The organism is Fusibacter sp. (assembly GCF_057447755.1).
In genome coordinates this window covers 25,249-51,908 of record NZ_JBVBZF010000002.1, presented here as the reverse complement: position 1 = coordinate 51,908, position 26,660 = coordinate 25,249, and the positions used below count along the sequence as shown (strand labels likewise).

At 36.6% G+C, this 26,660-nt stretch carries 23 protein-coding genes; 8 read left to right on the top strand and 15 right to left on the bottom strand.

What is annotated here, in order from left to right; genetic code table 11:
• Both AC220I_RS03065 and AC220I_RS03060 read left to right on the top strand, forming a co-directional pair.
• Positions 1 to 792, top strand: a 792-nt coding sequence (locus tag AC220I_RS03065) for an ABC transporter substrate-binding protein (protein WP_486722345.1), incomplete at its 5' end; no start/stop codon positions are given.
• 14 nt (positions 793 to 806) lie between these two features.
• Positions 807 to 3,143, top strand: a complete 2,337-nt coding sequence (locus tag AC220I_RS03060; protein WP_486722344.1) for a bifunctional diguanylate cyclase/phosphodiesterase — start codon at positions 807 to 809, stop codon at positions 3,141 to 3,143.
• Here the strand turns inward: AC220I_RS03060 and AC220I_RS03055 are convergent.
• The 5 genes from AC220I_RS03055 to AC220I_RS03035 all read right to left on the bottom strand — a co-directional run bounded on the left by AC220I_RS03055 (position 3,140) and on the right by AC220I_RS03035 (position 8,608).
• Positions 3,140 to 4,837 (bottom strand): sensor histidine kinase, encoded by a 1,698-nt coding sequence (locus AC220I_RS03055; RefSeq protein WP_486722343.1) that lies wholly within the window; start codon positions 4,835 to 4,837, stop codon positions 3,140 to 3,142. The genes AC220I_RS03060 and AC220I_RS03055 overlap by 4 nt on opposite strands.
• A complete protein-coding gene (locus AC220I_RS03050) occupies positions 4,827 to 5,615 on the bottom strand; it encodes a response regulator transcription factor (RefSeq protein WP_486722342.1) in 789 nt (262 codons plus the stop codon). The genes AC220I_RS03055 and AC220I_RS03050 overlap by 11 nt, the downstream gene beginning before the upstream one ends.
• A gap of 144 nt (positions 5,616 to 5,759) precedes the next feature.
• Entirely contained in the window at positions 5,760 to 6,932 is a 1,173-nt protein-coding gene (gene msrB, locus AC220I_RS03045; protein ID WP_486722341.1) for a peptide-methionine (R)-S-oxide reductase MsrB, read from the bottom strand.
• Positions 6,933 to 7,135: 203 nt separating this feature from the next.
• The gene (locus tag AC220I_RS03040) at positions 7,136 to 7,870 is read right to left on the bottom strand and encodes a TlpA family protein disulfide reductase (RefSeq protein ID WP_486722340.1); all 735 of its coding nucleotides are present in this window, start codon (positions 7,868 to 7,870) and stop codon (positions 7,136 to 7,138) included.
• Positions 7,871 to 7,900: 30 nt separating this feature from the next.
• Complete coding sequence (locus AC220I_RS03035; protein WP_486722339.1) at positions 7,901 to 8,608, bottom strand: cytochrome c biogenesis CcdA family protein; 708 nt, start codon at positions 8,606 to 8,608, stop codon at positions 7,901 to 7,903.
• Between the two features lie 270 nt (positions 8,609 to 8,878).
• Here AC220I_RS03035 and AC220I_RS03030 point away from each other — a divergent pair, with 270 nt between their 5' ends.
• On the top strand, positions 8,879 to 9,724 hold the full coding sequence (locus tag AC220I_RS03030) for a DMT family transporter (protein ID WP_486722338.1): 846 nt from the start codon (positions 8,879 to 8,881) through the stop codon (positions 9,722 to 9,724).
• An 86-nt stretch (positions 9,725 to 9,810) separates the two neighbouring features.
• Here AC220I_RS03030 and AC220I_RS03025 read toward each other — a convergent pair whose 3' ends face one another.
• From AC220I_RS03025 to AC220I_RS03005, 5 genes are all read right to left on the bottom strand, one after another.
• Entirely contained in the window at positions 9,811 to 10,422 is a 612-nt protein-coding gene (locus AC220I_RS03025; protein WP_486722337.1) for a nitroreductase family protein, read from the bottom strand.
• A 108-nt stretch (positions 10,423 to 10,530) separates the two neighbouring features.
• Positions 10,531 to 10,977, bottom strand: a complete 447-nt coding sequence (locus AC220I_RS03020) for a MarR family winged helix-turn-helix transcriptional regulator (RefSeq protein ID WP_486722336.1) — start codon at positions 10,975 to 10,977, stop codon at positions 10,531 to 10,533.
• A 39-nt stretch (positions 10,978 to 11,016) separates the two neighbouring features.
• Positions 11,017 to 11,433 (bottom strand): YjdF family protein, encoded by a 417-nt coding sequence (locus AC220I_RS03015; RefSeq protein ID WP_486722335.1) that lies wholly within the window; start codon positions 11,431 to 11,433, stop codon positions 11,017 to 11,019.
• A 121-nt stretch (positions 11,434 to 11,554) separates the two neighbouring features.
• Entirely contained in the window at positions 11,555 to 14,161 is a 2,607-nt protein-coding gene (clpB, locus tag AC220I_RS03010; protein WP_486722334.1) for an ATP-dependent chaperone ClpB, read from the bottom strand.
• 180 nt (positions 14,162 to 14,341) lie between these two features.
• On the bottom strand, positions 14,342 to 15,451 hold the full coding sequence (locus AC220I_RS03005; protein WP_486722333.1) for a KamA family radical SAM protein: 1,110 nt from the start codon (positions 15,449 to 15,451) through the stop codon (positions 14,342 to 14,344).
• A gap of 710 nt (positions 15,452 to 16,161) precedes the next feature.
• Between AC220I_RS03005 and AC220I_RS03000 the strand changes: the two genes are divergently transcribed.
• The 4 genes from AC220I_RS03000 to AC220I_RS02985 are packed head-to-tail and all read left to right on the top strand — an operon-like array spanning position 16,162 to position 20,762.
• Entirely contained in the window at positions 16,162 to 16,404 is a 243-nt protein-coding gene (locus tag AC220I_RS03000; protein ID WP_486722332.1) for a (2Fe-2S) ferredoxin domain-containing protein, read from the top strand.
• Entirely contained in the window at positions 16,405 to 18,126 is a 1,722-nt protein-coding gene (locus tag AC220I_RS02995) for a [Fe-Fe] hydrogenase large subunit C-terminal domain-containing protein (RefSeq protein ID WP_486722331.1), read from the top strand.
• Between the two features lies 1 nt (position 18,127).
• The gene (locus tag AC220I_RS02990; protein ID WP_486722330.1) at positions 18,128 to 19,291 is read left to right on the top strand and encodes a SpoIIE family protein phosphatase; all 1,164 of its coding nucleotides are present in this window, start codon (positions 18,128 to 18,130) and stop codon (positions 19,289 to 19,291) included.
• A gap of 43 nt (positions 19,292 to 19,334) precedes the next feature.
• Positions 19,335 to 20,762, top strand: a complete 1,428-nt coding sequence (locus AC220I_RS02985) for a 4Fe-4S dicluster domain-containing protein (protein WP_486722329.1) — start codon at positions 19,335 to 19,337, stop codon at positions 20,760 to 20,762.
• A 217-nt stretch (positions 20,763 to 20,979) separates the two neighbouring features.
• Here the strand turns inward: AC220I_RS02985 and AC220I_RS02980 are convergent, their stop codons facing one another.
• Genes AC220I_RS02980 through AC220I_RS02970 form a run of 3 tightly spaced genes read right to left on the bottom strand, consistent with a single transcriptional unit; the run spans position 20,980 to position 23,566 of the window.
• Positions 20,980 to 21,813, bottom strand: coding sequence for an RMD1 family protein (locus tag AC220I_RS02980; RefSeq protein WP_486722328.1), 834 nt, complete (start codon positions 21,811 to 21,813; stop codon positions 20,980 to 20,982).
• An 11-nt stretch (positions 21,814 to 21,824) separates the two neighbouring features.
• Entirely contained in the window at positions 21,825 to 22,652 is an 828-nt protein-coding gene (locus AC220I_RS02975; RefSeq protein WP_486722327.1) for an RMD1 family protein, read from the bottom strand.
• A gap of 47 nt (positions 22,653 to 22,699) precedes the next feature.
• Complete coding sequence (locus AC220I_RS02970) at positions 22,700 to 23,566, bottom strand: LysR family transcriptional regulator (RefSeq protein WP_486722326.1); 867 nt, start codon at positions 23,564 to 23,566, stop codon at positions 22,700 to 22,702.
• Positions 23,567 to 23,677: 111 nt separating this feature from the next.
• On the opposite strand from AC220I_RS02970, the gene AC220I_RS02965 reads away from it, so the two are divergent.
• On the top strand, positions 23,678 to 24,694 hold the full coding sequence (locus AC220I_RS02965) for a YeiH family protein (protein WP_486722325.1): 1,017 nt from the start codon (positions 23,678 to 23,680) through the stop codon (positions 24,692 to 24,694).
• A 114-nt stretch (positions 24,695 to 24,808) separates the two neighbouring features.
• Here AC220I_RS02965 and amrS read toward each other — a convergent pair whose 3' ends face one another.
• Positions 24,809 to 25,660 carry an AmmeMemoRadiSam system radical SAM enzyme gene (gene amrS / locus AC220I_RS02960; protein WP_486722324.1) on the bottom strand — a complete coding sequence of 284 codons (852 nt, stop codon included), beginning with the start codon at positions 25,658 to 25,660 and terminating at the stop codon, positions 24,809 to 24,811.
• Positions 25,661 to 25,935: 275 nt separating this feature from the next.
• The gene (locus AC220I_RS02955; RefSeq protein ID WP_486722323.1) at positions 25,936 to 26,547 is read right to left on the bottom strand and encodes a LysE/ArgO family amino acid transporter; all 612 of its coding nucleotides are present in this window, start codon (positions 26,545 to 26,547) and stop codon (positions 25,936 to 25,938) included.
• Between the last annotated feature and the right edge of the window lie 113 nt (positions 26,548 to 26,660).

Here is a 26,660-nt window from a genome sequence, read left to right as displayed (position 1 = left end):
GCGACATTGACAATTCCATATATTAATGAAAAAGATGCACTCTTTATTACACCACTTGTCAGTCACAACGGTTATATGGGCGTTGATGATAATTTCATTGCCGTTATTCCTTCTGCAACCATACAGGGGGAAACACTGGCCAATCACATCATGAAAAAAAACACATCTGGCAAAATTGCTATAATTTACAATAATTCAAACTTCATATTTTCCCAATCGGTCTTTGAAGGTTCTATTAAACAATTTGACTTAAACCCTCAGTTCGAAACCGAGCTTTTTCCCTTGAATGAAAGCAGTGAAATACCAAGTATCATAGAAGATGTAAAAGTATTTGATCCCACTCAAGTAATTGTAATTACAAGTGTTTCAGATCTTATTCTCATTTCAAATCAAATTAAGAAAACCATGGGGAATATTGATATATTCTCATCAATGTGGGGAATGGCCCCTGAAGTTATTTCAGGTTATGGTAAAAGCATGTCAAATGTTTATGGGGTTTACGCAATCGATCCAAATGCCACATCCGAAAAGTTTTTAACCTTTAAAGAAGCCTATTTTAATCGTTATAAAGTTGAAGCAAATTTTGCTGCCATTTATACCTATGATGCCGTTTCCCTATTGACTAAGGCACTTAGTGAAACAAACTCTAGAGATCCAAAGGTAATAAAGGAATATATTCAATCTCACAAAAGTTACGAAGGCATCAATAGCAATTATGAAATCAACGATAAGGGTGATGCTATAAGAAAAATGTTTATTATTCATGCTGAAAATGGCGAAACTATAAATTAATCAAGGTGGTATTAATGCGTATAAAGTATTCACTAAAACAGTCCTTAATTGCATATTTTTTATTGATCGCAATTTTACCAATTATGATCACTAGTATTTTTTTGAACAATATCATTGTAGATTATATGATAAAAGACATTGAAGAGAGTAATAAAACACTCTCTAACTTTGTCATCAGTCAAACCCATACTTATTTTACAAAAGCATCTGATTTTTTATATTTAGTGGGCTATATGCTCAGTGAAGACGAAATCATTCATGACCACAATACCAACTTGTTATTGGAAGAGCTTTTGGCTAATCAAAATTATTTTGAAGCAATTGAAGTATTGGATGAAAATTATATTGTCACAGAAATAGCGCCCTATAACGAATCTTATATCGGAATAAGTTTTAAAGACCAGCCCTATCTAAATTCTAATATCAATGATGAGTTTGACAATTGGTCCTCAACGTTCAATTCTGTTTATACAAATAATTCTACAATCTCCTACATCATTAAGTTGAAAGATAACAGGTATCTGGTGGGCTATTTGAATCTCGCCAATATACGTGAAATTAATGACATCATTAATGATGACAGTATTAACATAAGCATTTTAGACGACAAAGGCATCTACATTGCCGACAACAATACCGGATTGGTATCTCAAAGAGCTTATAATCCAAAGTTTGATTTTTTCAAAAACAATTTGACCAAGGGCAACAAGTTTTTAGAAACGCCCTATCTAGAAGGTCGTGCTTATATTTCAATTGACGAAATTCCGGATACAAATTGGATCGTTCTAGCAATCCAAAGTGATGATGCAACAACAGCCGTTACACGAGATATTGGCTTTCTCTTTGTCCTCATCTTTATTGGCATTTTCATATTAGTTACTTTCTTAGCGGTTTTAAGTTCAAAACAAATTATCATGCCCGTTGTACAACTAAATGATAAGCTGTCCGAAATTATTGATGGTGATTATACCCAGCCTATCATATACAACGGTTACAAGGAACTTCAAAATTTGATATTAGAGTTTAACAAGATGATTGAAATATTAAAAAGCAGAGATCACAACATAAGACATCTTGCTTATTTCGACTCACTGACCAACTTGCCAAATCGTACTCAATTAAACCAACATTTAGAGCTTATTATCGCTAAAAAGGAGACACCCTTCTTTGGTTTAATCTATCTTGATATTGACAATTTCAAGAATATTAACGATACCCTTGGACATGCTTTTGGTGATCATCTTCTCATTCAACTTTCTCTTGAACTTCAAAAGCACATTTCACCTAATGACATGCTTTCAAGGTATGGTGGAGATGAATTTGTCATCTACTTAAAGAGAAATACTAGAGAACTCCTATGGCAAGATACAAAAGCCTTCTATGATGCAATCAAACGAACAATCACAATTGATAATTTAAATATCGACATCACCATGAGCGCCGGCTTTGCCATATATCCTGATCACGCTTCAAGCAGAGATGAACTCATTAAAGCCGTCGATATGGCCAACAACTATTCAAAGGATAACGGGAAAAATCAATTAACCCTTTTCAGCTATGAAATTCTGGATGTATTTACCAAACGCATCCGGCTTGAAAACGATTTAAAGGAAGCCCTCAAAAATGACGAATTTAGATTGTATTATCAACCTCAGTTCTTCTCTCATAACAACGCTTTACGAGGTGCAGAAGCTCTGATCAGATGGGCTCATCCAAGTGGTGAAATTATTCCACCTAACGTTTTCATTCCAATCGCTGAAGACCTAGGTATTATCCACGATATTGGAAAGTGGGTACTAAAAGAAGCCTGCTCACAGATGAAAGAATGGCATAATCTGTTCGAAAATAATTACATCATTGCCATCAACATCTCACCTGTTCAACTGCTCGCAGAAACTTTTGTCGAAGAAACCTTGTCTATCATTAAAGATTCAGGCATTGATATTGATAAAGTCGAACTCGAAATCACTGAGAATGTCTTAATACATTCGCTTGATAGAACCTTTAAAACAATCGACCAGCTCAGTCAGTTTGGCATTAAATTCAGTTTAGATGATTTTGGTATGGAATACTCCTCACTTAATTATCTCGGCACACTGGATATTAACGTGCTTAAGATCGACAAGGCCTTTGTTTCATCCATAAGAAAAGACCAGAGACGTACAAAAATATTAGATGCCATTATTAGACTTTCACACCAGCTTGGTCTAAAAATCATTGCTGAAGGTGTTGAAACACAGGAGCAGATTGATTATCTGGTATCTAAAAAATGTGATATATTACAAGGCTATTATTTCAGCAAGCCGGTTCCGAAAGCAGAATTTGAAAATTACTTTAAAAAAAGAGGTTAAATTGGGATTACCAATTTAACCTCTGTTCCTTTTTTGACCTCAGATTTTAGATCAAGACCTGATCGGTCTCCATAATACAATTTTAACCTTTGATGGACATTATCTATACCAACACCTCCAAGCTTGACTTTTCCCTTAGTGATACGGTCTGGATCAAAACCCACACCGTTATCCTTCACTAAAATAATCAGATTGTCACCCTCTAAATAAGTGCTTATTTGAATAAGTCCATCACTTTCTAGATTTCTAATGCCATGATAAATTGCATTTTCAACAATTGGTTGAATGATGATTTTGGGAACCTTGACATCTTCCAAACCACTCTTCTCTTCTATCTCATATTGCAGTTTATCACCATATCGCTGTTTTTGAATGAATAAATACTGTGCCACATGCTCAATTTCATCCTTAAGTGGAATCATATCTTCCCCTCGACTTAGTGATAGTCTAAAAAATTGAGCGAGGGCCTTGGTGATGGCTATCACCTTTTCACTGTCATTGAACTCTGCCATCCAAACAATTGAATCTAAAGTATTATAGAGAAAATGCGGGTTAATCTGGCTGTGCAAGGCATTGAGTTCATAGGTTCTTAAGAATTTTTCATTTTGTTTAATATCAATCATCAGCCGATCTATACGATCCGCCATTTGGTTAAAATGTCGCGTTAAGCTTTCGACCTCGTAGCAACCCGCTTTGTCAAGCGGTACCTTAATTAAACCGTTCTCTAAATCTGACATGGCATCCTCAAGGGCTTTAAAGGGTGCTGTAATTCGAATGGCAATAAGCCAACCGCTTCCAAGAGCAATTGCGATTAAAATAATGCCCGCTAGAACCACAGTCTCAAAAATTTGTCTTCTGACACTGGATAGACCATCAAGCATGGATGTGCCTACCAAAATCCAGTTAGTGCCCTTAATTGAATAGTGTTTGGTCAGGAGATTCATTTTTTGATCGTAGCCATCTGCCATATTATTTAGTGCGATGAGTTGATTTAACTTTGATTGGTCTGTAAAAAAGGATACATCAGGATGGTAGACAATTTGGTTTTCAGAATTGATTATAAATGCCCCACCCTCCATGAGGTCCTTCAAATAACTACCAATGACATCGTATTTAATGTCAATTAAAAGCACTCCCATGTTAAGACCCTTTTCATCAGTAATCTCTTGGCCAACAGATATTACCCATGTATTCTGATCCATGGAAAAAGCCTGCTGCCTTATGGATGTCAAAACGGGCATACCGTCGCTGTTAATAGCAGCAACATACCAGGGTTCAGACATCATGTCATCAGAGGTTGTCATATCAAGGGCTTTCTCATTGGAAATTATTTCACCTGTCTTACTCACTAGAACAATAGAAGTGAAGTATGGGTCTGTTTCCAAAATATCATCAATCATAGAAGTAATCTTATCTCTTGCAATTTGATCGCCACTTTGAAGATAAACTTTTGTATCTTCAGCTTTTGACATCACATCTGCGAGTGATTTCAATTTTTCAATATAGATCTCAATATACCTTCCACTTTGCACCACCGAATTAGCAGTAGTCTCAAGCGTTTCATCCAATATTATATTGGATAGGCTATAATAAAGGACCATGGCAAAGATAAGGATCAATGCAACACTGGTGGCTAAAAAATACCCGGCAATTTGAACTTTTAATGTCTTTAGAAAAGGAATTTTATTTTTCATGGGTCAAAATCCTTTGTTTATATTGTTTGGGGGATAGTCCGAATTTATTTTTAAAGCGAACACCAAAGTAATTTACATCATCTATACCGATGGCGTCCGCAATCTCATAATTTTTCATTTCAGTTGAAAGCAACAAGATCTTTGCGCGTTCTAACCTCATATTCATGACATAATCCTGAAAAGCAATGCCAAAGTTTGTTTTAAACACACCACTGAGATAGTTTGGATTAAGGCCTATATGGTCAGCAAGCTCTGTCAAAGAGAAAGAGGCCTCAAAGGCATGTTCAGAAAGATAGTCCAAAATGATTGCTTTATAGGTAGCCTCTCCATGATCCCCATCACTATTTGAACTTTCATTTAAGATCATGGTCACAGTCTCTTTAATCTCTCTTTGCTCTAAAATAAGTTGATAACCTCTAATCAACTTATTTAGGACATCTTGAACATCTTGTCTTGAAATCGGCTTTAAAATATAATCTTCAACACCTATTTTAAGCGCTGTTACAGCATAGTCAAAATAATCATAGCCTGTAATAATGGCAATTTTAGTATCTGGGGCAATTTGCTTTATTTTTTTTGCCACTTCTAAGCCATTAAATATGGGCATATTGATATCTAGCAACACAATTTCAGGGGTGTTTTCTTCAAATAATTCAATTGCTTGTTTACCATTTGATGCTTCATAGACCTCATCTATGCCAAGAGACTCGAAATCTATTAATTTTCGAATACCTTGACGAATTAGAGATTCATCGTCAGCAATTAAGAGTTTCACCATATTTCACCTCATAATGTTTCTATTAATATCAATATACCCTTAATCTTTTACTTTAACCTCTGCAGTTTTTAGACATTGAGGTTTAAGTTTTTAAGTTTTTAAACCACTCTTGCATTAAAATGTTGCTTTTAGAAATTATTCTTTCTAATTCATCTCGCTTGAGTCCATCATATTAAGATCTTTAACCGTAAATTTAAGGTAACCATAGCCCTGAGCATCCATCTGGTCATATGGGATAAACTTAATAGATGCACTGTTTATACAGAACCTCAAACCGCCTAAATCCTTTGGCCCATCATTGAAGACGTGACCTAGATGTGTATCCCCACTTCTACTTCTCACTTCTATCCTCAACATATTATAGCTGTAATCTTCTTTATAATTTACAACCTCTTCTGAAATTGGTTTCGAAAAACTCGGCCAACCACATCCAGATTCATACTTGTCTGTTGAAGAGAAAAGTGGTTCTCCAGTGACGACGTCCACATAGATCCCCGGTTCAAAAGTATCCCAATATTCATTAGAAAATGCATATTCAGTTTCATTTTCCTGAGTTACCTTGTATTGGATTTCAGTCAGTGTTTGTCTTAGTGTTTCATCATCTGGTTTAGGATATTTTTGGGCATCAATAAAGGGTTTATAGGCTAAATCCAAGTCAATGTGGCAATAACCATTTGGATTTTTCACAAGATAATCCTGATGGTAAGGCTCAGCCAAGTAATAATGCTTGAGTGGCTCAACTTCAACCACGATTTTTTTATCATATTTCTTTTGCTGTTCTGCCATAACCATTTGAATGACATCAAGATCTTTTTCATTCGTGTAATAAATGCCTGTTCTGTATTGAACACCCTTATCTAGGCCCTGCTGATTTAAACTGGTTGGATCAATTACTCTAAAATAGTAATTAAGAAGCGCTTTTAAATCTACATATTTAGGGTCGTAAAGCACATGAACTGTTTCAGCATGACCGGAATGATTATAAATCAAGTCTTCATACTTTGGATACTCTGTTAAACCATTTGCATAGCCTGATGTGACATCATAAACACCATATAGTCGACTCATATAGGCTTCTAGTCCCCAGAAACACCCACCTGCTAAATAAATTTCTTCGAGCTGATCCATGTGCCATTTTATATCTTCGTTTGGATCTATAAGCACACCTTTGTCTTCTTCATTAGCTTTAATTACGGTTTTTTCCACTGTATCAATGCTGAAATCACCTGTTACCGATTCGACATCAAGCGTCTCAGATACAGAGCCACAGCCCCCTAGCACAAAGATCATCATCAGTATCAATAATTTGAGTTTCATAACATACTCCTTTCATTCGATCTCATGAAATTATGGCCTTAAACTTGCTTATAAATTTAAGGCATAATGATTTTGATTATTATTAAAAAGTCCCCCTTTTTCTTAGTTTAATTTCCTTGTATTCTAGTTGTCTTTCTCACATTCTATTATTCTTTCTTGTATTCTATTTCTCTTTCTCGTATTCTATTTCTCTTTCTCGTATTTTATTTAATTTCAGATATCATTTGAAGAATTGTCTCTTTGTTCAAATGCCCTGGAATTGTTTTGACAACATTACCTTCAGTATCAATAAATACAGATGTAGGATATGCTCTTACACCATAAGCCATGGCGACATTCCCTTTCGGATCAAGTACTGTCTTCATATTTTTTAATTCTAGTCCTTGATACCAATTAACAAAATCTGTCTCATTTTGTTCACCATTGAAATCAGGTGATACAATCGTAATGATCTCAAAGTCATTCATCTCACCGGAAAATTGATCCATTTCATCAATTCCTGCGAGACAGATGGAACACCAAGAAGCCCAAAACTTAAGATAAACTTTCTTTCCTTTGAAATCCACTAAGGATACTGTATTGCCATCAACATCTTTTAATGTAAACATTTTTGGATCCATATTTTCTGCTGTCATCATCGTTTCTGAAGTCATTTCTTCTGTTTCAACCATACGATCTGTTTCTGTCATAGTTTCAGACTCTGCCATTTTAGCGGATTCATCCATTGTAGTTGATCCATCCATTGTAACGGATTCATCCATTGCGTCCGTCTCAGTCATAGCATCTGTTTCTGCCACCTTGTCCTCAAGCCCAGCTGGTTTCATTTCGTCATCTGTATCCATCGACTTGGTATTTGTTGAATAATATAAACCGAATCCTCCAGCAACTACAAGAATTATAAAACCTAAAATTAAGCCTCTTTTCATGTTTATGTTCATAATGCCACTCCTTTCATTTCAATAGAATCTTTATAAAAGCTTTTCAATAAAAACTGTAATTTGATTTAAATTCCGTGTCATGAGCAATAACCCCATCAAGACGATAAGTAGGCCACCAATGAATTTAATGGTTCCTAGATGCCCTTCAATCCATTCAAATTTTCCGAGTATATAGTTCGTAAAAATTGCAAATACCAAGAAGGGAATTGCCAAACCAAGGGTATATAGCAACATTAAAAATGCACCATAAAAGGCTTGTCCACCACCTGCAGATATGACGAGTACTGCACCTAACACCGGACCAACACATGGCGTCCATGCGAAGCTAAATGTAAGTCCTAGCAAATAGGCACTCAGATATATGTTTTCGGATTTCTTTTTGAATCGTATCGATTTATATTTTTCTAGAAACTGAATTCTAAATAAGCCCATTTGATGTAGACCAAGCAACACAACCAAGAATCCACTGACCTTATAAAAAATGCTTTGATTAAGGATGCTACCTAGTGCGCCTGCACCAAACCCTAAAAGTATAAAGGTCGTAGAGAGTCCGGCTACAAACAGCATCGTTTTTAAAATTGGTGCTAATGCGAGCTTTTTATTGAATATTGTAATGACCCTACCGCCCTTAACCTGATCTGTTAAAACACCGATATAGACCGGCAACAACGGAAAGGTACACGGTGCAAAGAACGATATAAAACCGGCAATAAAAACGGTACTCATATAAATTACCATAATGCCACCTCCCTATATTAATATTATAAAGGGAATGCAATTTTATTGATATCTATTATCATTTGCAAAAACCTTATTTTAATCAGAAGTCTACAGACTTTTTTTGTGAATAATCGACACAATAATTCAAAATAATTCAATTGATATTTACATAAATTTCCGTTATTATTTTATTAATTGTTTAATATTCAAGTTGTAAATATTAAAGGATTTGTCCTATAACCCATTTGCGTTCAAAACGCAGATTTATAAGAAACCAAAGGTGACATTATGAGCCGTATAAAAGCTGTTAGCATGTTGGTGTTAGCGAGTATTCTATGGAGTTTTGGCGGTGTCTTTATTAAACTGATTCCATGGTCGTCATTTGCAATTGCGGGCTACCGAAGCCTAATCTCTGGTACTGTGGTATTTATCTACCTAAAGGGTAGGGTTCGAAAACCTACCAAGCAAGTAATTCTGGGGATGTTAGCCTACGCTTCAATGTTAATTCTCTATGTAACTGCAACTAAAATAACAACTGCTGCGAATGCTATTTTACTCCAGTATACTGCACCGATTTGGCTAATTTTAATTAGTTTCTTCGTTATGAAAGCACCTATTCACAAAATTGATATTCTCTCTGTAATGACTGTATTTGCAGGGATTTCCATATTTTTTACCTCCAATATTGGCCTTGGCCAAATGGCTGGAAACTTTCTTGCCATTTTAAGCGGTATCAGTTTAGCGCTTGTTGTTCTTTGCTTGAAGCACTCTGATGCCAATGCTGAAATGCAGATAATATTCTGGGGTAATATATTAACCTTTTTTATATGTCTGCCGTTCTCAACTAATATAGATGTCTCAATTGAAGCCGTGGGTTCAATATTATTCTTAGGCGTCTTTCAACTTGGAATTTCCTATATTTTATATGCATCAGCTGTCAAATATGTATCCGCTGTTGATGCCGTTTTGATTCCTATCATAGAACCCCTATTTAATCCAATCTGGGTAATGATCTTTGCTTCTGAAGTCCCTTCAATACAAGCTGTAATAGGCGGTGTCATCGTCGTTATGTCCATCGCTAGTCGAAACATAATGTTAACCAGAGCACAAAAAAGAAAGCAGTTGACCATATGAGTCAACTGCTTATTTTTTTTCGACATATTCATTTTCATTTTAATTTTGAGCCTAAATATCGGCTTACGCTTTTGATCGAATTTTTCTTACATGATCTCTAAAACGTCTTCAAGTGGTCTTCTCTGTCTGCGTGGATAAAGTGCCTTCGATTCATCAAAATGCCCCAATCCGATTAACATTACAACGCTCTCACTTTCTTTAAGATTGAAGGCCTTCTTGATACCATCAAAATCAACACCACTCATAGGATGACTGTCTACACCAAGTTCTTTTGCTGCAAGCATGATCGACATTGCATACAAGCCAGCATTGCTTTCTGCAAACTTGATTTTTCTTTCTTCTGAGCTACCATATAAGAATCCAGCAGCATTAATTGCATTTTGTGTCTGTTCATCACCAGCAATGGTTTTAAGTTCTTCCCAAACTGAGTTCTCTGTAGAATAGCCTTCTCGGTCACCTACCACGATTAGTGTAATTGGCGCTTCTTTAATCTTTGGTTGCTTGTTTGCATTTTGGAATAAAACTTCCTTTTGCGCCTCCGAACTTACTGCAATTACACGCCATGGTTGTAGATTGAATGCAGATGGTGTAAACCCTGCAAGATCTATAATTTCCTTTAAAGTCTCTAATGAAACTTCTTTGTCTGGGTTAAAAAAATTCACTGATCTTCTTTCTGTAAAAACTTCTCTTAATAACATATTGTGCCTCCTTTAGACTTATGCTTATCCTATTTTTGCACTCAGAGTGATAAATTGAAATTATATTACTAATTAGTGATACTTGTTTAAAAAAAAGGAAATTGACTCCTAAAGAAGCCCGTTTACCTTTTTCAATAATTGATGAAGTTCATGCTTTTCATCATAGGTCACTAATTTAAAAAACTGATTTAACTCTTCCACATGAAGTTCAAAGACTTCTTTAATTAAGGCTTCACCTTTCTGAGTTAAGCAAATCGTAAATGCTCTGCGATCTTCAAGATTACACTGTTTTACTACGAGACCTTCCTTCTCAAGATTCTTTATGACTACTGTCATATTACCACTGGTAGAAAGCGTTTTCTCAATAATCTCACAAATCTTCATATTGCCTTTATGGTATAATGCCTCGAGTACGCCAAACTGCGCAACTGTCAGTCCATAGTCAGACAAAAACCGCTGAAGCTCTCTTCCCAACGAAAGTTGAGTTCTTGTGATTGCTATAACCAATTTTAAGTTAATTTCATTTTCATCACCGTAAGTGCTTATCTTCTTCATGCTTTTAATATATCACTAACTAGTGACAATGTCAACCCATTAATGACCTTTCTTTTTTTCTTTTTTCTTAAGTTGTTTTTTTTCGAATTTCATTTTTTCAAGTTGTTCTTTAAGTGCAGTATTTTTTGTTTTTCTAAGCTTTTTCATCGACTCTCGCTCAAGTCTGATGGCCTCTTGTGCCTTTGTTGAAAGACCTGATGCATTCAATTCTTTTGAAATTAAACGCTGTACCCTTTTAGGATTAATTCGCCTAGTAGTGCTTACTGAACGTCCATCAACATCATAGTATTGACTGAACTTAAGCTTATAATAACTTTTTTCTACAAATGCTAGAAGCGTCTCAACTTTTGGTTCCTCTCCAAAAATGACTTTACTAACACTCAACTCATTTTGGTTTTCTGACTCAAAAACACCAATCCAATATGGATTCTCAAAAAAAACGGTAAATCGATTCATATCTTCCTCCTGTTTTACGCATTTTTGAGAATGGACAACCCCAGGAGGGCAGGTTACTGACAGCTAGCTGCATCCGGACTACCAACCGGATTGTGTTTTTATCTCTGCATTTTCATATTATCTAATTCGATACACTTTGTAAAGTGGTGAATATCAATTGTGATGTTTCTTGATCATAATCAATTCTCACATCATTTGAATCCGTTATTTGACCAGAGAGCAACTTCCTTCCGATTTGAGTTTCAATAACCTTTTGAATATATCTCTTTAGTGGCCTTGCACCGAACTCAGGTACATATGCCTTTTCGATGATATAGTCTTTAGCCGCATCCGTTAAACTTAAATGAATTTGTCGTTCAATTAAAAGTGACTGTAGTGACTGGATCGTTAAATCTATAATCGCTCTGATTTGTGATTTTTCAAGTGGTGTAAACAGTACCACCTCATCCATACGGTTAATGAACTCAGGTTTAAAGTATTTAAAAAGCATTTGGTGGATTTCATTTCTTGTACTTTCATCGAGTCTTCCTTGCTGAATTCGCTCAAGTAGCAACTGACTTCCAATATTTGAGGTCATAATGATAATTGTATTTTTGAAGTTTACTGTCTTACCCTGGTTGTCTGTTAATCTACCTTCATCCAGTAATTGAAGTAATACGTTAAAAACATCTGGATGTGCCTTCTCTATCTCGTCAAACAATAACACTGCGTAGGGCTTTCTTCTAACGGCTTCAGTCAATTGTCCACCTTCATCATAGCCAACATAACCTGGAGGCGCACCAATAAGACGTGAAACCGCATGCTTTTCCATATACTCACTCATATCAATCCGAATGAGATTATGTTCATCATCAAATAAAGATTCAGCTAATGCTTTTGCAAGTTCTGTTTTACCAACACCTGTTGGTCCTAAAAAGACAAATGTACCAATCGGTTTTTCAGGATCCTTAAGCCCTGAACGTGCCCTAATGACAGCTTCGGATACTGAAGTTACGGCCTCATCTTGACCGATTACACGCTTATGAAGGTGTTCTTCAAGATTTAAAAGTTTATCTTTTTCCGTTTCATTTAGTTTACTCACAGGAATCCCAGTCCATTTGGAAATGATCTCAGCAATCTCTTGCTCAGTTACAGCTTCTTTTAACAGGGTCAAGGAATGAGACTTGGCGTTTATCTGAGCCTCTTCAAGCTGTTTTTCTAGAGTGGCAAGTTTACCATATTTGAGACTTGCTAGTTTCTCCAAGTCGTATGCCCTTTCAGCTTCTTCGATTTCTAGTCTGACCTTTTCTATCTGAGCCTTAATGTTTTTTTCATTTGATAGAATTTGTTTTTCGACTTCCCATTGTGCTTTCATATCCTGTGACTTCTCTTTAGATCTGGTAATTTCATCCTCTATTTGCTTTAATCTTTCCTTTGCCTGCTTGTCCGTCTCTTTGGACAATGCTTGTTTTTCAATTTCTAGCTGAAGTTGGCGGCGTAATATTTCATCTAAATCACTTGGCATGCTGTCTATTTCAGTGCGAATCATGGCAGCCGCTTCATCCATAAGGTCTATAGCCTTGTCTGGTAGATATCTCTCTGTGATATAACGCGCGGATAAAACCGCACACGCCACAAGTGCAGAATCAGTTATTCTAACCCCATGATGAATTTCAAAACGATCCTTCAAACCCCTTAATATAGAAATTGTATCTTCAACATTTGGTTGATCCACTAGAACAGTTTGAAAACGTCGCTCAAGTGCAGCATCCTTTTCAATGTATTTTCGATACTCATTCAAGGTCGTCGCACCAATACAATGCAGCTGTCCACGCGCTAGCATAGGTTTAAGAAGATTACCCGCATCCATTGCACCTTCTGTTTTTCCAGCACCCACAATGTTGTGAAGTTCATCGATAAACAAGATAATTTCGCCATCAGAATTTTCAACTTCACCCAGCACAGCTTTTAAACGCTCTTCAAACTCACCTCTGAATTTAGCCCCTGCGATTAGCGCGCCCATATCAAGTGCATAGACCTTCTTGTTTTTTAAGTTCTCTGGCACATCACCGCTTAGTATTCTCTGAGCTAAGCCCTCCACAATTGCAGTCTTACCAACACCTGGCTCACCAACTAAAACCGGATTATTTTTGGTTCTTCTAGACAGTATTCTGATGACCCTTCTGATTTCTGAATCACGTCCAATGACTGGATCAAGCTTACCTGTTTTAGCCAGTTCAATCAAATCCTGAGCATACTGATTAAGGGCATCATAAGTAGATTCAGGGTTATCGGTAGTCACTCGTTGATCATTTCTAATCGCCTTCATTGCATTTAAAAATTTCTCTTTATCTATATTGTATTTGCCAATCAACTTAGCTGAAAAAGTGCCTTTTTCATTTAAAAGTGCAAGATAGACATGTTCAACACTAATATAATCATCACCAAATCTTTGACTTTCTTCCTCAGCATAAATCAAGAGTTGATTTAAACGTCGTGTTCCCATAACTTGAACTTCATTCCCATAAACTGCTGGTAAGGATTCAAGATGTTTCTCTAATTCATTGAGATACGCCGTCACATCAATACCCATAACCTTAAGCATCTTACTGATTAAACTATTTTCTATTTTGAGGAGTCCATAGTGTAAATGCTCTCCATCAACCTTTGAATGATTGTATTTTATTGCCATTTTATGTGCCATTTCAATAGCTTCACTCGTTTTTTGTGTCATTTTCTCAAGATTCATTTTATGCACCTCCCATTTTATTAGCACTCTCTTCTGTCGAGTGCTAATTTAAGTATAAAATAAAATTTCCCCTTTTTCAATCCATGTAAATCGATTATATGTAAATTTTTTATGAAAAAAAGATGCTGTATTCTTCGTTTTATTCATACCAATAAACGAAATCACACAACATCTTTTTCTTTATTTGTTAGCTACATTTTCAGTTTTTAACCAGGCTTGATTTTCTTCCAGTTTCACAGAAAAAACCCTACCATAGTTCTCTTCATATTTTGATTGGTGGTATTTAAACAACATTTCTTTGTTAAACTTACCCACAATCTCTATTTTACCAGTTTCATGGCTCATGCAGAATTTAATTCTCTTACTATGTCCATGCATTAATTTTTTAGCATTTTCAACGATATCATATGCTTCGCTAAGAGGAACTTGAAATTGGTTCTTTACACCTTTTACTGGTCTACATTGGAAAATGTAGTAAGGTACAATCCCGTTTTTAACAAGTCCATTTATAAGAGTAGCAAGTGTCTCTGGCTTATCATTGACACCTTTTAAAAGAACTGTCTGATTGTTCACGATGATGTTGTGATCCAGCAGACTTTTGATAGATCGAATTGCTTCTTCAGTCAATTCGTTAGGATGATTAAACTGGGTAACTATATAAATACGTTTCTTTTTGGAATATTTATCTAGGAGTCCCAATAAATCTTGATCAGAATAGATACGTTCAGGAAAAACGACTGGCGTTCGTGTTCCAAATCGAATGAAATCGAGATGGTCAATTGTAACAAGCTCTTGTAAATAAGCTTCTATCATTTCATTTTCAAGTAGAAATGAATCACCACCGGTGATTAAAACGTTGTTAATCTCCTTATGGTCTCTAATATACGCAACTGCTTCCTTTATAAAACTAAGTGTTTCGCTTGTATTTGTTCCAACAAGTCTTTTTCTAAAACAGTGCCTGCAGTACATTGCGCATTTGTTTGTGGATAAAAGCAGTGCGGTTGTGCCATACTTATGTTGTAAACCTTGCATCTTCGTATTTTGTGATTCACCACTCGTATCAAAATCTCCATCCATATCAAACTCGCCGATAGATGGTATTGCCATTTTTCTTATAGGATCATTTGGATCCTCTGGATCAATTAGATTTAAATAATAAGTTGTTGACGATATCGGAAAATGCTTTGAAATTTTATCATAAGCCTTTTCCTCTTCTGGTGAAATCCGAATGAATGCTTTGAGTTTTTCAACATTATTGACGTTGTTCTTCAAAGAATCCTTCCAGGCCATTTTTACCCCCTTTAATTTAATTTCATGTGTTAAATAATAAGTTACACTTAACTCACTTTATAATTATACCATAAAAACTTATCAATAAAAAGGCAATGATTACCATATTGTAATACTCAAATTCTTTTTAAGACTCATTTCACCAGCTGAAGTGATATATGCAAATTAATTTGTTAATTTTTTGTCTTTATATTCATTTTTACAAGGCCCTTTTTATCTCATATTGTATTTCTATTTTGTAATATTTATTACAATCGCGTAACATGATAATGGTTTTTTTCATCCCAAGCAGCCTTTTAAAACCAGCGCCACACCTTTTGTTTCTATTTCGTAACTTTTAGCTTTGTTTACTACATTTTTATCTTAATTAAATTGGATTTATAAGATTGAACCCATTATTTGATTGTGATATTATTAACGCATAAAACGTATTATGCATTTTAACCTTGCTTCGGTGTATATATATACAAACATTATGCGTGATTTTTAACGATTTTGTCATTTAGGTGATTGTTTATTCCAATCATTTTATGAATCACTGGATTTACATCTGCTATAGTCCCCTATTAAACAGCCCAAAAATTAATAGTCCTAAACCTGTATTACCTATATTCCTTTAAAAACGCTAGATTATAGCAGATGTAAAGTTTCCAGATTTAAAGCAAGTTTATTCATTAATCTTATAAATTCATTAAAAAAGGAGTACCCTCATGGAAATTAAAGTATGTATCGGCAGCGCCTGTCACTTAAAAGGCTCATATGATGTTATTAAGAAATTTCAAGCTTATATCACGAAACATCAATTAGATGAAGCCATCATATTAAAATCTTCTTTTTGTCTCGGCAAATGTTCGGATGCCGTTTCAGTGCAAATCGACTCTAATGAAATTATTTCAATGACACCTGACGCTGTTGAAGGCTTTATGGATCATCTAAAGAAGAAGGTGATCTAATTGGACTTTATTAAGTTTGATCATGATCTTTGCGATGAGTGTTTTAAATGCCTTCGCGCATGCCCTACAAAGGCCATTGCCTTTACCAACAGAAGTAGACACATTATTGATCATCTTTGTATTAAATGTGGCTTATGTCAAATTCACTGTAGTCAAGGGGCCTTATCAATTCAACTGGATCTTGAGAAAGTTAAATTCGCAATTAAAGCTGAAAAACGAGTTCTTGTCTCACTTGCCCCTTCATTTGCAGGTGTATTCAATATGAAGGCACCTGAACAGATGGTAACAGCATTAAAAAAGCTAGGCTTTGAAGTTGTTGAAGAAACTGCAAGGGGGGCTGAAATCATATCACTTGAATATGAAAAAGCCATCGGCAATGGCAGTACAGATAACATCATTACAAGCTGTTGTCCTTCAAGCAACTACCTCATCGAACACTACTATGAAAATGCAACTAAAGCTGTGATTCCTGTAGTTTCACCCATGTCTGCTCATGGACTGGATATGAAAACACGTTACGGGACTGATCAAGTAACAGTATTTATTGGCCCTTGCTTGGCAAAAAAAGCAGAGGCCGTAGATCATCCAACAGCAATTGATGCTGTTATAACATTTAAAGAACTTGAGGGATGGCTGGCTGAAGAAGGCATTATTTTATCAGACCTTGAACCGACACCCTTTGATACACCTGTCAGCAAAAGGGGAAGAGCCTATCCGATGGGTGGGAGTTTATGGAAACGAGATTTAAAAACACGAATCAACCCAAACTACAAATACATTCACGTGGATGGCATTGAGGATTGCAAGCTCTTTTTAGATGCCGTTGAAAGTGGAGAAATCAAAGGCTACTGCGCTGAGCTAAACATATGCTCAGGCAGTTGTATAAACGGCCCAGACGTTCCTTCAGAAGCACCATCACTTTATAAAAGACTGAATCTATTAAGCGAGTACGTTGAAAAGACACCTTTCTTACCAACTGATAAGCCTTATGCAGATGATCGATTAACAAGCGAAGAACTTCACAAAGACTTTATACCTAAACTCGTCAACACCATTGCAGTCAACGATCATCAGATTTCAGAGATACTCGTTAAAATGGGGAAATATACTCTAAAAGATCAACTAAACTGTGGGGCCTGTGGTTATAGCTCATGCTACGAAAAGGCAGTTGCCATTACAAAGGGTTTTTCTGATATAGACATGTGCCTTGATACATTGCGTAAAAAAGCCGAGAGCCTTCAAGCAATCATTTTTGATAACAGCCCTAATGCCATTTGTATATTAGACGCTGAGAGGAGAATACAAGAAGTTAACCCTTCTTTTAACCAACTCTTCAATGCCACAAAAATTAAATTGACCTATTGGCCAATTGCGGCATTAATTGATGATACCATCTTTGAAGAAATTGCAGACTCCAATTGTCATCATATGAGCAAGAAAATATATTTGCCAACTGTAGACCGCACCTTTTACTCCAACGTTGTCAAAATTCAGAACGGCAAGATCTATGTTGGTATCTTCACAGACATTACTGAAGCTGAAAGCAATCGAGAAGAACTAGAAAAAGTAAAGGAAGAAACACTCATTACATGTCAAAAAGTCATTGAAAAGCAAATGAGAGTGGCTCAGGAAATTGCGAGCCTACTCGGAGAAACCACAGCTGAAACCAAGATTGGTTTAAATAAGCTCAAGAAATTAGTACTTACTGAAGGTGGTGAGTAAAATGTCATTGGATTATTATCTAGATGTCGCACATCATTCATTGAACAAGTTTGGCGAAGAGCTCTGTGGTGACAAGGTAGAAGTCATAAAAACGGACCAGAGAATGATTGTCGTATTGGCTGACGGACTCGGCAGTGGCGTTAAAGCCAATATACTTGCCACCTTGACCAGCAAAATCATGATTACAATGCTTGAACAAGGAGCTGATATAAAAGATACCATCGACACCATCACGCATACCCTTCCCGTCTGTACCGTTAGAAATATTGGCTACTCAACATTTACGATTCTTGAGATTGACAACGACCTAAATGCCAGAATCATCGAATTCGATAATCCACCTGTTTTTATATTGAGGAAACATAAAATTCTGCCTGTGAGCAAGACCAAAATGCGGTCGGCAGATAAGCAAGTATGGATTAGTGAAATCAAACTTGAAGTCGATGACGAAATAACCCTCTGTTCAGACGGTGTTATTCATGCTGGTGTTGGGAAGCTTTTAAATCACGGTTGGGAATGGGACCATGTTGCTGACTTCCTAGAAGTTCAAAAGACGCCTTCTGCAGAACAGTTGAATCGAAGGTTGATAGAGACCTGTAAGAAACTTTATGATGATCATCCTGGTGATGACACCACTGCTGTAACGGTTAAAGTAAGACACCCACAATGGTTGCAAGTTCTCACTGGCCCTCCTGAACTCAAGGCCAAGGATTCAGAAATTGTCTCTAATTTTATGGCACAGGTTGGGAAAAAAATCGTCTGTGGTGGTACTGCCGCAAACATTGTATCTCGGGAACTTGATCGAGAAATCATAACAGAAATTGAATACATCGACCCCCTCATTCCACCTACTGCTAAAATTAAAGGTATTGACCTGGTCACAGAAGGTGTATTGACTCTTAAAATGGTTCTGGGCAAACTCAAACAAATCAATCTCAATGCCGACGAGCCCATATTCAATAAAAAAGATGGCGTAAGCCGATTGTTAAAATTGTTGCTAGAGGATTCGACTCACATCCACTTTTGGGTTGGTCGGGCCATAAATCCAGCACATCAAAATCCTGATTTTCCAAAAGACCTGAGTATTAAAACAAGTATTATCAAGGAAATTGTAAATGAGCTATCCATAATGGGGAAATTGGTTACTTTAGACTTTACAGATTGATGACCAAATACCAAGAGAAAGAGAAATAAATAAGGGTGAACAAATGAGAAAATATGAAAACCAAGTTCAAAAAATTAAAAGCAATGTGCTTATAGAAGTTGCAAAACTTGCCTTTAAGGGCGAACTTGATGAAGGGATCGCTACAATCCCACTGAAAGTGAATCCTGGGCCGGAAGAACAATATCGTTGCTGTATCTTCCACGAGCGTGCCATTACAGGTGATCGCATCCAAATGGCCATCGGTGGTAATCCACACATACCAGGAATTGTAGAAGTTCTCGAATCAGCTTGCGACCAATGTCCTGTGAATCGCTATGTCGTCACAGAAACTTGTAGGGGTTGCATCGCCCATCGCTGTCTAAATACATGTCCTGTTGACGCTATTAAAATTCAAAACAACAAGGCTGTCATCGATTATGCAAAATGTATCGAATGTGGTAAATGTAAGGAAAGCTGCCCCTATAATGCCATTGCAGATGTGATGAGACCTTGTAGAAGAGACTGCCCTACTAACGCTATTAAAATTGATCATCGCAAAAAGGCTGTTATTGATTACGAGCTTTGCATAAACTGCGGTGCCTGTGTCTACCAGTGTCCTTTTGGTGCAATTCAAGATAAATCTGAAATAATACCTGTGATCAAAGAGATCAACTCAGGTAATAAGCACCTATACGCTATGGTTGCACCAGCATTTGCTACTCAATTTGACTTTGTGGATTTAGGAAAAGTTATCAGTGGCATTAAAATGTTGGGCTTTAGAGATGTTGTAGAGGTTGCACTTGGTGCCGATCTCGTCACCAAGCATGAAGCTGACGAACTCATAAAGATGAAATATCATGGCAAAGTACTCACGAGCTCGTGTTGTCCAAGCTTTGTTGATTTCATAGAAAAAAAGTTTCCAGAACTTACGACACACATTTCATCAACTGTTTCTCCAATGACTGCCACTGCCAGACTAATTAAGGCAATCGATCCAGAGGCTGTGGTCGTCTTCATAGGGCCTTGTATTTCCAAGAAAAAGGAAAAGCAAAAGACAAATGATACGGATTTTGTTTTGACATTTGAGGAGTTGGCAGCACTAATTGAAGCACAAAATATAGATTTGGAGTCTCTTGAAGAATTGCCACTAAATAACGCGTCTTACTATGGGCGTAAATTTGCTGCCAGCGGTGGCGTAACCCTATCCATTACCAACTACCTATCCGACCAAGGTGTCATGGATATTGTGCCTCTGACCTGCGACGGCATTGAAGCCTGTGATAAGGCCTTGAAGCTTTTAAAATTTAACAAACTAGAAGCTGATTTTATTGAAGGCATGGCTTGTAAGGGCGGGTGTATAAAAGGGCCAGTAACAATGCACCACGGTCCAAAGGATTTAAAGGCCCTTGATGCTTATTCTAAAAAAGCAATTGAAGATCGCACAAGTGATGCACTCAGAATTTTTGAAAACATCCACATCTCATTGGAATAAAAAGTACACACACTCAAACACACACACGCAGAAAAGCACCCATTAATGGGTGCTTTTCTGTATTTAAAAGGTTATATCAACCCTATCTTATTTGTTCATACTCAGTAAAACCTGTCCATACTCAGCATAATATGTTCATACTCAGCACAATCCGTTCATACTCAGCATAATCTGTCCTGGCTCAATTGTTTATCACACCTAAAGTTGTTTTTCTGACTTAAAAGAGTTGCAATAACCAATGCACAAATTGACTAAATGTGCCCGACTTTATCAAAGAACTCAAGGGAAAAAAAGCCAACAAAACAATCTCGAAAATATACAAACGACGCTCTTTTCTCGAATGATTAAAGCCGTAATATTGAAAGAGCATTTTCCTTAAATCATCAATTTTACTCTCTAAAATGACATAACGATCACTCAACTCAAAGTGTTCAATAATATACTCGTGCCACTCTTTTAGGGCTAACTTAGTAGAAGGCTTTTCAAAAAGACCGATGGATTGTGCCAATTTGTATTTAAAGGTTATAATCTCACCTAGAACTTTTTTAGTCCGTTTATCAACCTTCACATTGCCCCTACTCATCTGAATCAGCAATGGCTCAATTTGGTCCATGAGGGTATTTAATGCATTTTCAATATGCGCTAGACCAACTGACTTTGCAGTGTTCTCTGCAATCATCTCAACAAGCAACTTATGAGGCACTGTCTGCAAGGAATCATGTAGGGTCTCTCCAAACTCACCAATTGGAAGTTCGAAATGCTCATAGTATTTGGCAAAGCCGTTATAGTCAATGGGTTCAATCTGATCAATCAAAGATAGAAAATCACGCATCTCATCTTCATAGAAATTAATAAATGTAACAATACCAAACTGATATAATCTGACTTCATGTCCCTTGATAGGGCGCTTCAAAATGGATTCAACAAGGTGATTGTCTAGGACAATATAAGTACTCCATTTAAGATGTCTCGTGCGTTTAAAGTAAGCTGCAATCTTATCGAGATCAAAGGTTTCTCTAACTTTAAAGCTATAGAACCTGACAGTTTGCATAGACGCCTCCCCTACTTCATCAAATCAATAATCATTAAAACAACTTCTGCAACAATCAATAAGACGATAAGCCACTCAATAAAAGTCCCTCTCATCGAATGGGAAATTGTAGCGAATCCATCAATAATATTATTGAGAATATCCGTTTTCGTTTTCATAATCTCGTATCGATCTGATAACTCAAAGAATTCTGCCATTTGATCATATAAACCACTGTTTAAGTGGCTCTCCCAGGTTAAATCCGGTCTATCAAGTATCATGATGTAGGCTATGGTACTGTATTCATGTCTCAAAACCTGAGCAATTGTCTTGGCCAACTTTCGATCACTTAATCTAAAACGCCCTTTTTCAAGTCTTTCAACCATGCTTTCAATTCGATCTAGGATATTTTTCATGTTTTCTTCAACGCGTTCAAGTGCAACGGATTTTGCAATTACCGTTGCGACAATTTCCTGATAGGCATTTTCAAATCTCGCCACTACCAGTTCTTCGTCTGTAAAACTAAATGGTGTTTCTTCATCCAGTTCCTCATCTATTTTAAGTTCATACTCATCAAAATAACGTGTCCAATTCTTAAGATCAATCTCTTTTTCAAAGCCTTTTAAATACTGCAAGAGCCTATTGTCTTCATCTAATGTAAAATCAATTGTGACAAAGGTTCCAAATGAAAAGACAAATACTTTTTTGTCCTTCATGTTCAAACCGTTAAAAATCGCTTCAAGTATAATAGGCGTTAAAATCAAAGGTTCTTCCCACGTGTATTTCTTCGGAATACCACAATCTAGGGCAATTTTATTCAAATTTATCTCATTGGTGACAGAATACGCTTTGAATTTCATCTCACACCCTCACTTTCATCTATCATTATGATTTATTATAACATAAATTAATTTCTTTGTTTGATGAGTTCAATCATCTTAAGCATAACCGGAGTCATGTACTTATTTCGATGATGGGCAATACTAAAGGTTCTATTAAATTTAATCTGATCACTTTCAATGATTCGAACTGCCTTTGATTCAAGTTCTGATGTGATGAGTCGTCTTGAAATTGCCGCAAGGCCATGACCTTCAACTACTGACTTTTTAATGCTATCAAAGCCACTGCATTCCCATGTGATCTTGAGATTCAACCCCTTGTCCTTAAAAACCCTCTCTAGGAGTTCTCGCGTACCACTGCCTTGTTCCCTCACGATAAAATTGAACTTTTCAAGTTGGTCAAGTCCTAAGAGTTTGGCATCATAAAGTGGGTGAGTTTGTCCACAAATCAAGACCAGCTCATCTTCCATGACAGGTAGTGTGGCAATATGGGGATCGTTCATCTTCCCCTCAACCAAGGCCAAATCGATTTGATTATTTAGGATTAAGAGCTCCAGTTCAAATGTATTCTTGATATATATGCCTGTCTCAATATTTGGCATGAGGGCTTTAAATTGCGTCATTAAACTCGGCATGAGGGCTTCACCAACCGTCAAACTCGCCCCCATTTTCAAGGTACTTTTCTTGGACAAGGACAGGGTCATTTCATCATATAATTGCACAATATGCCTTGCATAATCTAAATAGTGCTTACCCGCATCTGTGATATAGAGTTTTTTTGAAAATCGCTCAAAGAGTTTAATTTCATAATTGTCTTCTATCTCTCGAATGGCTTGACTGACGGATGGTTGAGAAATATAAAGTCTCTTTGCCGCTTCAGTCATACTGCCAAGATCGGCTACAAGTATGAGAATTTTCATGTGCCTAAACGTCATTGTTCATACCTCATTTATATATATAAGTAATTGCCTATGGATATCATTATATTATAGTATTTTACATATGTAAATTTTTCTGTCAAAATAATGGTAGCAGGAGGTGATTCAATGTCATTTGACATTTCAAAACTTAAAAGCATCTTTCCCGGGCTCTTATTGACAATCGGTTTAGCATTAATTGCTTGGCCATTAGGAAAGGCTTTCCCATTAATCGGCGCACCGGTTTTTGCAATACTGATAGGAATGATGGTAAGGCCCTTTGCAATACCACATTTGACCATTTTAAAAGCAGGTATGACCTACAGTTCAAAGAAAATATTACAATACGCCATCATTCTGTTAGGCTTTCAAATGAACCTCTACAGTGTCCTCATAACAGGTAAGCAATCCCTTTCCATAATGATTTTTACACTATCAACGGCATTTATTGTCACCTACGTCATGGGAAAAATATTGAAGACCGATTATAACATGACCATATTGATCGGTGTAGGCACTTCAATATGTGGTGGCTCAGCCATTGCAGCTACTGCACCCATTTTAAAGGCAAATGATGAAGAAATTGCACATTCAATTTCAACCATTTTTTTATTCAATATCGTCGCAGTCTTTCTATTCCCAGCATTAGGTCAAATACTAGGCTTATCAGACTATGGGTTCGGCTTATTTGCAGGAACAGCCATAAACGACACCTCATCGGTAGTCGCAGCGTCTACTGCTTGGAGCACACTGAAGGGCAATAATACGGCATTGGCAACGGCAACCGTTGTCAAACTCACAAGGACTTTGATGATTATACCGATTTCCCTTGTCTTATCAATCCTTAATTCTCGAAAGAATTCAGTTGAGAAGATGAGCATTTCTAAGATATTTCCTTGGTTCATCATTGGTTTTTTAGTCACGACAATCATTAGCACGCTCTTCAACTTACCGCCCTCTTTGACCACTGCTTTGATAAGCCTTGGCAAATTCATGATCGTAGTTGCAATGTCTGCAATCGGCCTTAATACCGCACTTGTCAAACTATTGAAGAACGGCTTCAAGCCCATTTTACTAGGAGCAACCTGTTGGTTTGCAGTAACTGTCGTTTCACTTGTGGTACAAAAAATGATACAGCTATGGTAGATGCTGTATCTTTTTTTCCCAATCCAAACTTACGCCTACAATCTTCTTATTTAAAACGCATCTTAACAAGATGTACCATCAGATAAAGCTTATAAAATCCATTGAGGCTTTTTCCTAATAAATGTTTCCAAGCTTAGCATATGAAAAGTACTTTTGAACAATATATTGAATTTCCAACATCTTACCAATATCCGTTGGTGGTTCTTGGTATAAATATCTTGGAAAATATCGGCTGAGGTGGATCGGTACATCGCCTGCGACATCTCTCAGATTTTTGAAAAAGGCTTCAACCAGCGTCAGGTCTTCAAAGAGTCCTGGCACCAAGAGACAAGTGAGCTCAGTGTGAATTTTTTCCTGTGTAAGTAATTTGACTGTACTTAGAACTGGATCGAGTTCTCCACTGCATACAGCTCTATAAAGGCCCTTATCATAGGTCTTGACATCAATATTTGCGGCGTCTAAATACGGTATCAGCTTTTTTAAGGGTTTTGGATTAATGAAACCATTTGAAACCAATACATTAGCAATGCCTTTTTTCTTTGCCAAAATTGCGGTTTCAAGCATCATCTCATAGAAAACAGTGGGTTCATTATAAGTATAGGCAATGGCTTGAAGTGATAATCTTTCAGCTTCAGTTACGATATCTTCCGGCATAACAATTTGATAATTCGGTACATTCTGGGAAATATCAAAGTTCTGACAAAACTTACAAGACATATTACAGCCAAATGTGCCAAAAGACAAGATCTGACTACCAGGCCTCCAAAAATGGAGGGGCTTTTTTTCAACCGGATCAACAGCAAGGCCAGAAACCTTGCCATAGTTTAAGCTATAAAGCCTACCCTCAATATTCTTGCGAACATTACATCTTCCAGTCTCATTAGGTGCCACGATGCAATGATGCGGACAAAGTTCACATGAAACTTGGTTGGATTCCAATTTTTTATAAAAAAGAGCTTCTTTCATCTTTTCTCCTCTAAACCCTTGTTTTGTTGACGTGAGGTCTAACCTTAATCAAATGTTTTATTCATCTGTATAAATATACCCTAATTTATGAAGCTACTAACTTTTTACATACATTTATTCATACCGATCATTTAAGGTCAAAACCTTATTTTGCCGTATCTAACCGCTTTTCGAAAGCTGAAAATTCTTGCTCAAAAACAAATGATATACCGTAAAAAAACCTCATTTCATAAGAAAATGAGGTTTACATATGATTTAACACTATACATTAAGGCCTAAAATGCGTTTTCTAAGAAGTTATAAATTAATCTCAAACCATAGAATACGATGATTACACCACAAACGCGATTGATAATTAAGAGCACTTTATGGCTCATTTGATGTTTAAACGTTGCGATAATACTGGAAAGTCCCGTAAACCATGTCATAGATGCCAGACAGACACCCAATATGAAAAATACAGCAAACTGAGTCTCAAGTGATGCTCTGTATGCACCAAGCAACAAAGAGCCATCTATTAGAGCCTGTGGATTAAACCAGGTCACCAAGCATGCCGAAAGAATTACCTTATTCATTGACATATCAGTATTAGAACCCTCTTCAACTTTTACCTCGGCGTTAATCAGACCATGTCCGATTTTAACAACAGCTACCCCACCTACTAGATATACGATCATTTTAAGCAAAAAGAATTTTTCCAAAAGTGTCCCCACACCCCAGAAACAAGCAAGCGCCAAAGTGATGTCAAAAAATATGACGATAAAGGCCGTTAACAGAGCACGCCATCGATTGTCTTTGATCGCCGAATTTATAACAAATAAATTTTGAACGCCAATAGGTGCCACATAGGCAATCCCTAAGAGCAATCCATCAATAAAATACTTCATTTCAAATGTCCCCCTCATTAAAATGTCCTCTTATTCTAATAATACCTGAGAAAGTTTAAGGATGCATTAATCACTTATGAACGTACATAATAATTCAAAAAAATACTGGTTAC

What these genes read in the sequence shown, in the direction of transcription:
- AC220I_RS03060 (WP_486722344.1), top strand. Translation starts at nt 807, where the DNA reads ATGCGTATAAAGTATTCACTAAAACAGTCCTTAATTGCATATTTTTTA.
- AC220I_RS03055 (WP_486722343.1), bottom strand. Translation starts at nt 4,837, where the DNA reads ATGAAAAATAAAATTCCTTTTCTAAAGACATTAAAAGTTCAAATTGCC.
- AC220I_RS03050 (WP_486722342.1), bottom strand. Translation starts at nt 5,615, where the DNA reads ATGGTGAAACTCTTAATTGCTGACGATGAATCTCTAATTCGTCAAGGT.
- msrB (WP_486722341.1), bottom strand. Translation starts at nt 6,932, where the DNA reads ATGAAACTCAAATTATTGATACTGATGATGATCTTTGTGCTAGGGGGC.
- AC220I_RS03040 (WP_486722340.1), bottom strand. Translation starts at nt 7,870, where the DNA reads ATGAACATAAACATGAAAAGAGGCTTAATTTTAGGTTTTATAATTCTT.
- AC220I_RS03035 (WP_486722339.1), bottom strand. Translation starts at nt 8,608, where the DNA reads ATGGTAATTTATATGAGTACCGTTTTTATTGCCGGTTTTATATCGTTC.
- AC220I_RS03030 (WP_486722338.1), top strand. Translation starts at nt 8,879, where the DNA reads ATGAGCCGTATAAAAGCTGTTAGCATGTTGGTGTTAGCGAGTATTCTA.
- AC220I_RS03025 (WP_486722337.1), bottom strand. Translation starts at nt 10,422, where the DNA reads ATGTTATTAAGAGAAGTTTTTACAGAAAGAAGATCAGTGAATTTTTTT.
- AC220I_RS03020 (WP_486722336.1), bottom strand. Translation starts at nt 10,977, where the DNA reads ATGAAGAAGATAAGCACTTACGGTGATGAAAATGAAATTAACTTAAAA.
- AC220I_RS03015 (WP_486722335.1), bottom strand. Translation starts at nt 11,433, where the DNA reads ATGAATCGATTTACCGTTTTTTTTGAGAATCCATATTGGATTGGTGTT.
- clpB (WP_486722334.1), bottom strand. Translation starts at nt 14,161, where the DNA reads ATGAATCTTGAGAAAATGACACAAAAAACGAGTGAAGCTATTGAAATG.
- AC220I_RS03005 (WP_486722333.1), bottom strand. Translation starts at nt 15,451, where the DNA reads ATGGCCTGGAAGGATTCTTTGAAGAACAACGTCAATAATGTTGAAAAA.
- AC220I_RS03000 (WP_486722332.1), top strand. Translation starts at nt 16,162, where the DNA reads ATGGAAATTAAAGTATGTATCGGCAGCGCCTGTCACTTAAAAGGCTCA.
- AC220I_RS02990 (WP_486722330.1), top strand. Translation starts at nt 18,128, where the DNA reads ATGTCATTGGATTATTATCTAGATGTCGCACATCATTCATTGAACAAG.
- AC220I_RS02985 (WP_486722329.1), top strand. Translation starts at nt 19,335, where the DNA reads ATGAGAAAATATGAAAACCAAGTTCAAAAAATTAAAAGCAATGTGCTT.
- AC220I_RS02980 (WP_486722328.1), bottom strand. Translation starts at nt 21,813, where the DNA reads ATGCAAACTGTCAGGTTCTATAGCTTTAAAGTTAGAGAAACCTTTGAT.
- AC220I_RS02975 (WP_486722327.1), bottom strand. Translation starts at nt 22,652, where the DNA reads ATGAAATTCAAAGCGTATTCTGTCACCAATGAGATAAATTTGAATAAA.
- AC220I_RS02970 (WP_486722326.1), bottom strand. Translation starts at nt 23,566, where the DNA reads ATGACGTTTAGGCACATGAAAATTCTCATACTTGTAGCCGATCTTGGC.
- AC220I_RS02965 (WP_486722325.1), top strand. Translation starts at nt 23,678, where the DNA reads ATGTCATTTGACATTTCAAAACTTAAAAGCATCTTTCCCGGGCTCTTA.
- amrS (WP_486722324.1), bottom strand. Translation starts at nt 25,660, where the DNA reads ATGAAAGAAGCTCTTTTTTATAAAAAATTGGAATCCAACCAAGTTTCA.
- AC220I_RS02955 (WP_486722323.1), bottom strand. Translation starts at nt 26,547, where the DNA reads ATGAAGTATTTTATTGATGGATTGCTCTTAGGGATTGCCTATGTGGCA.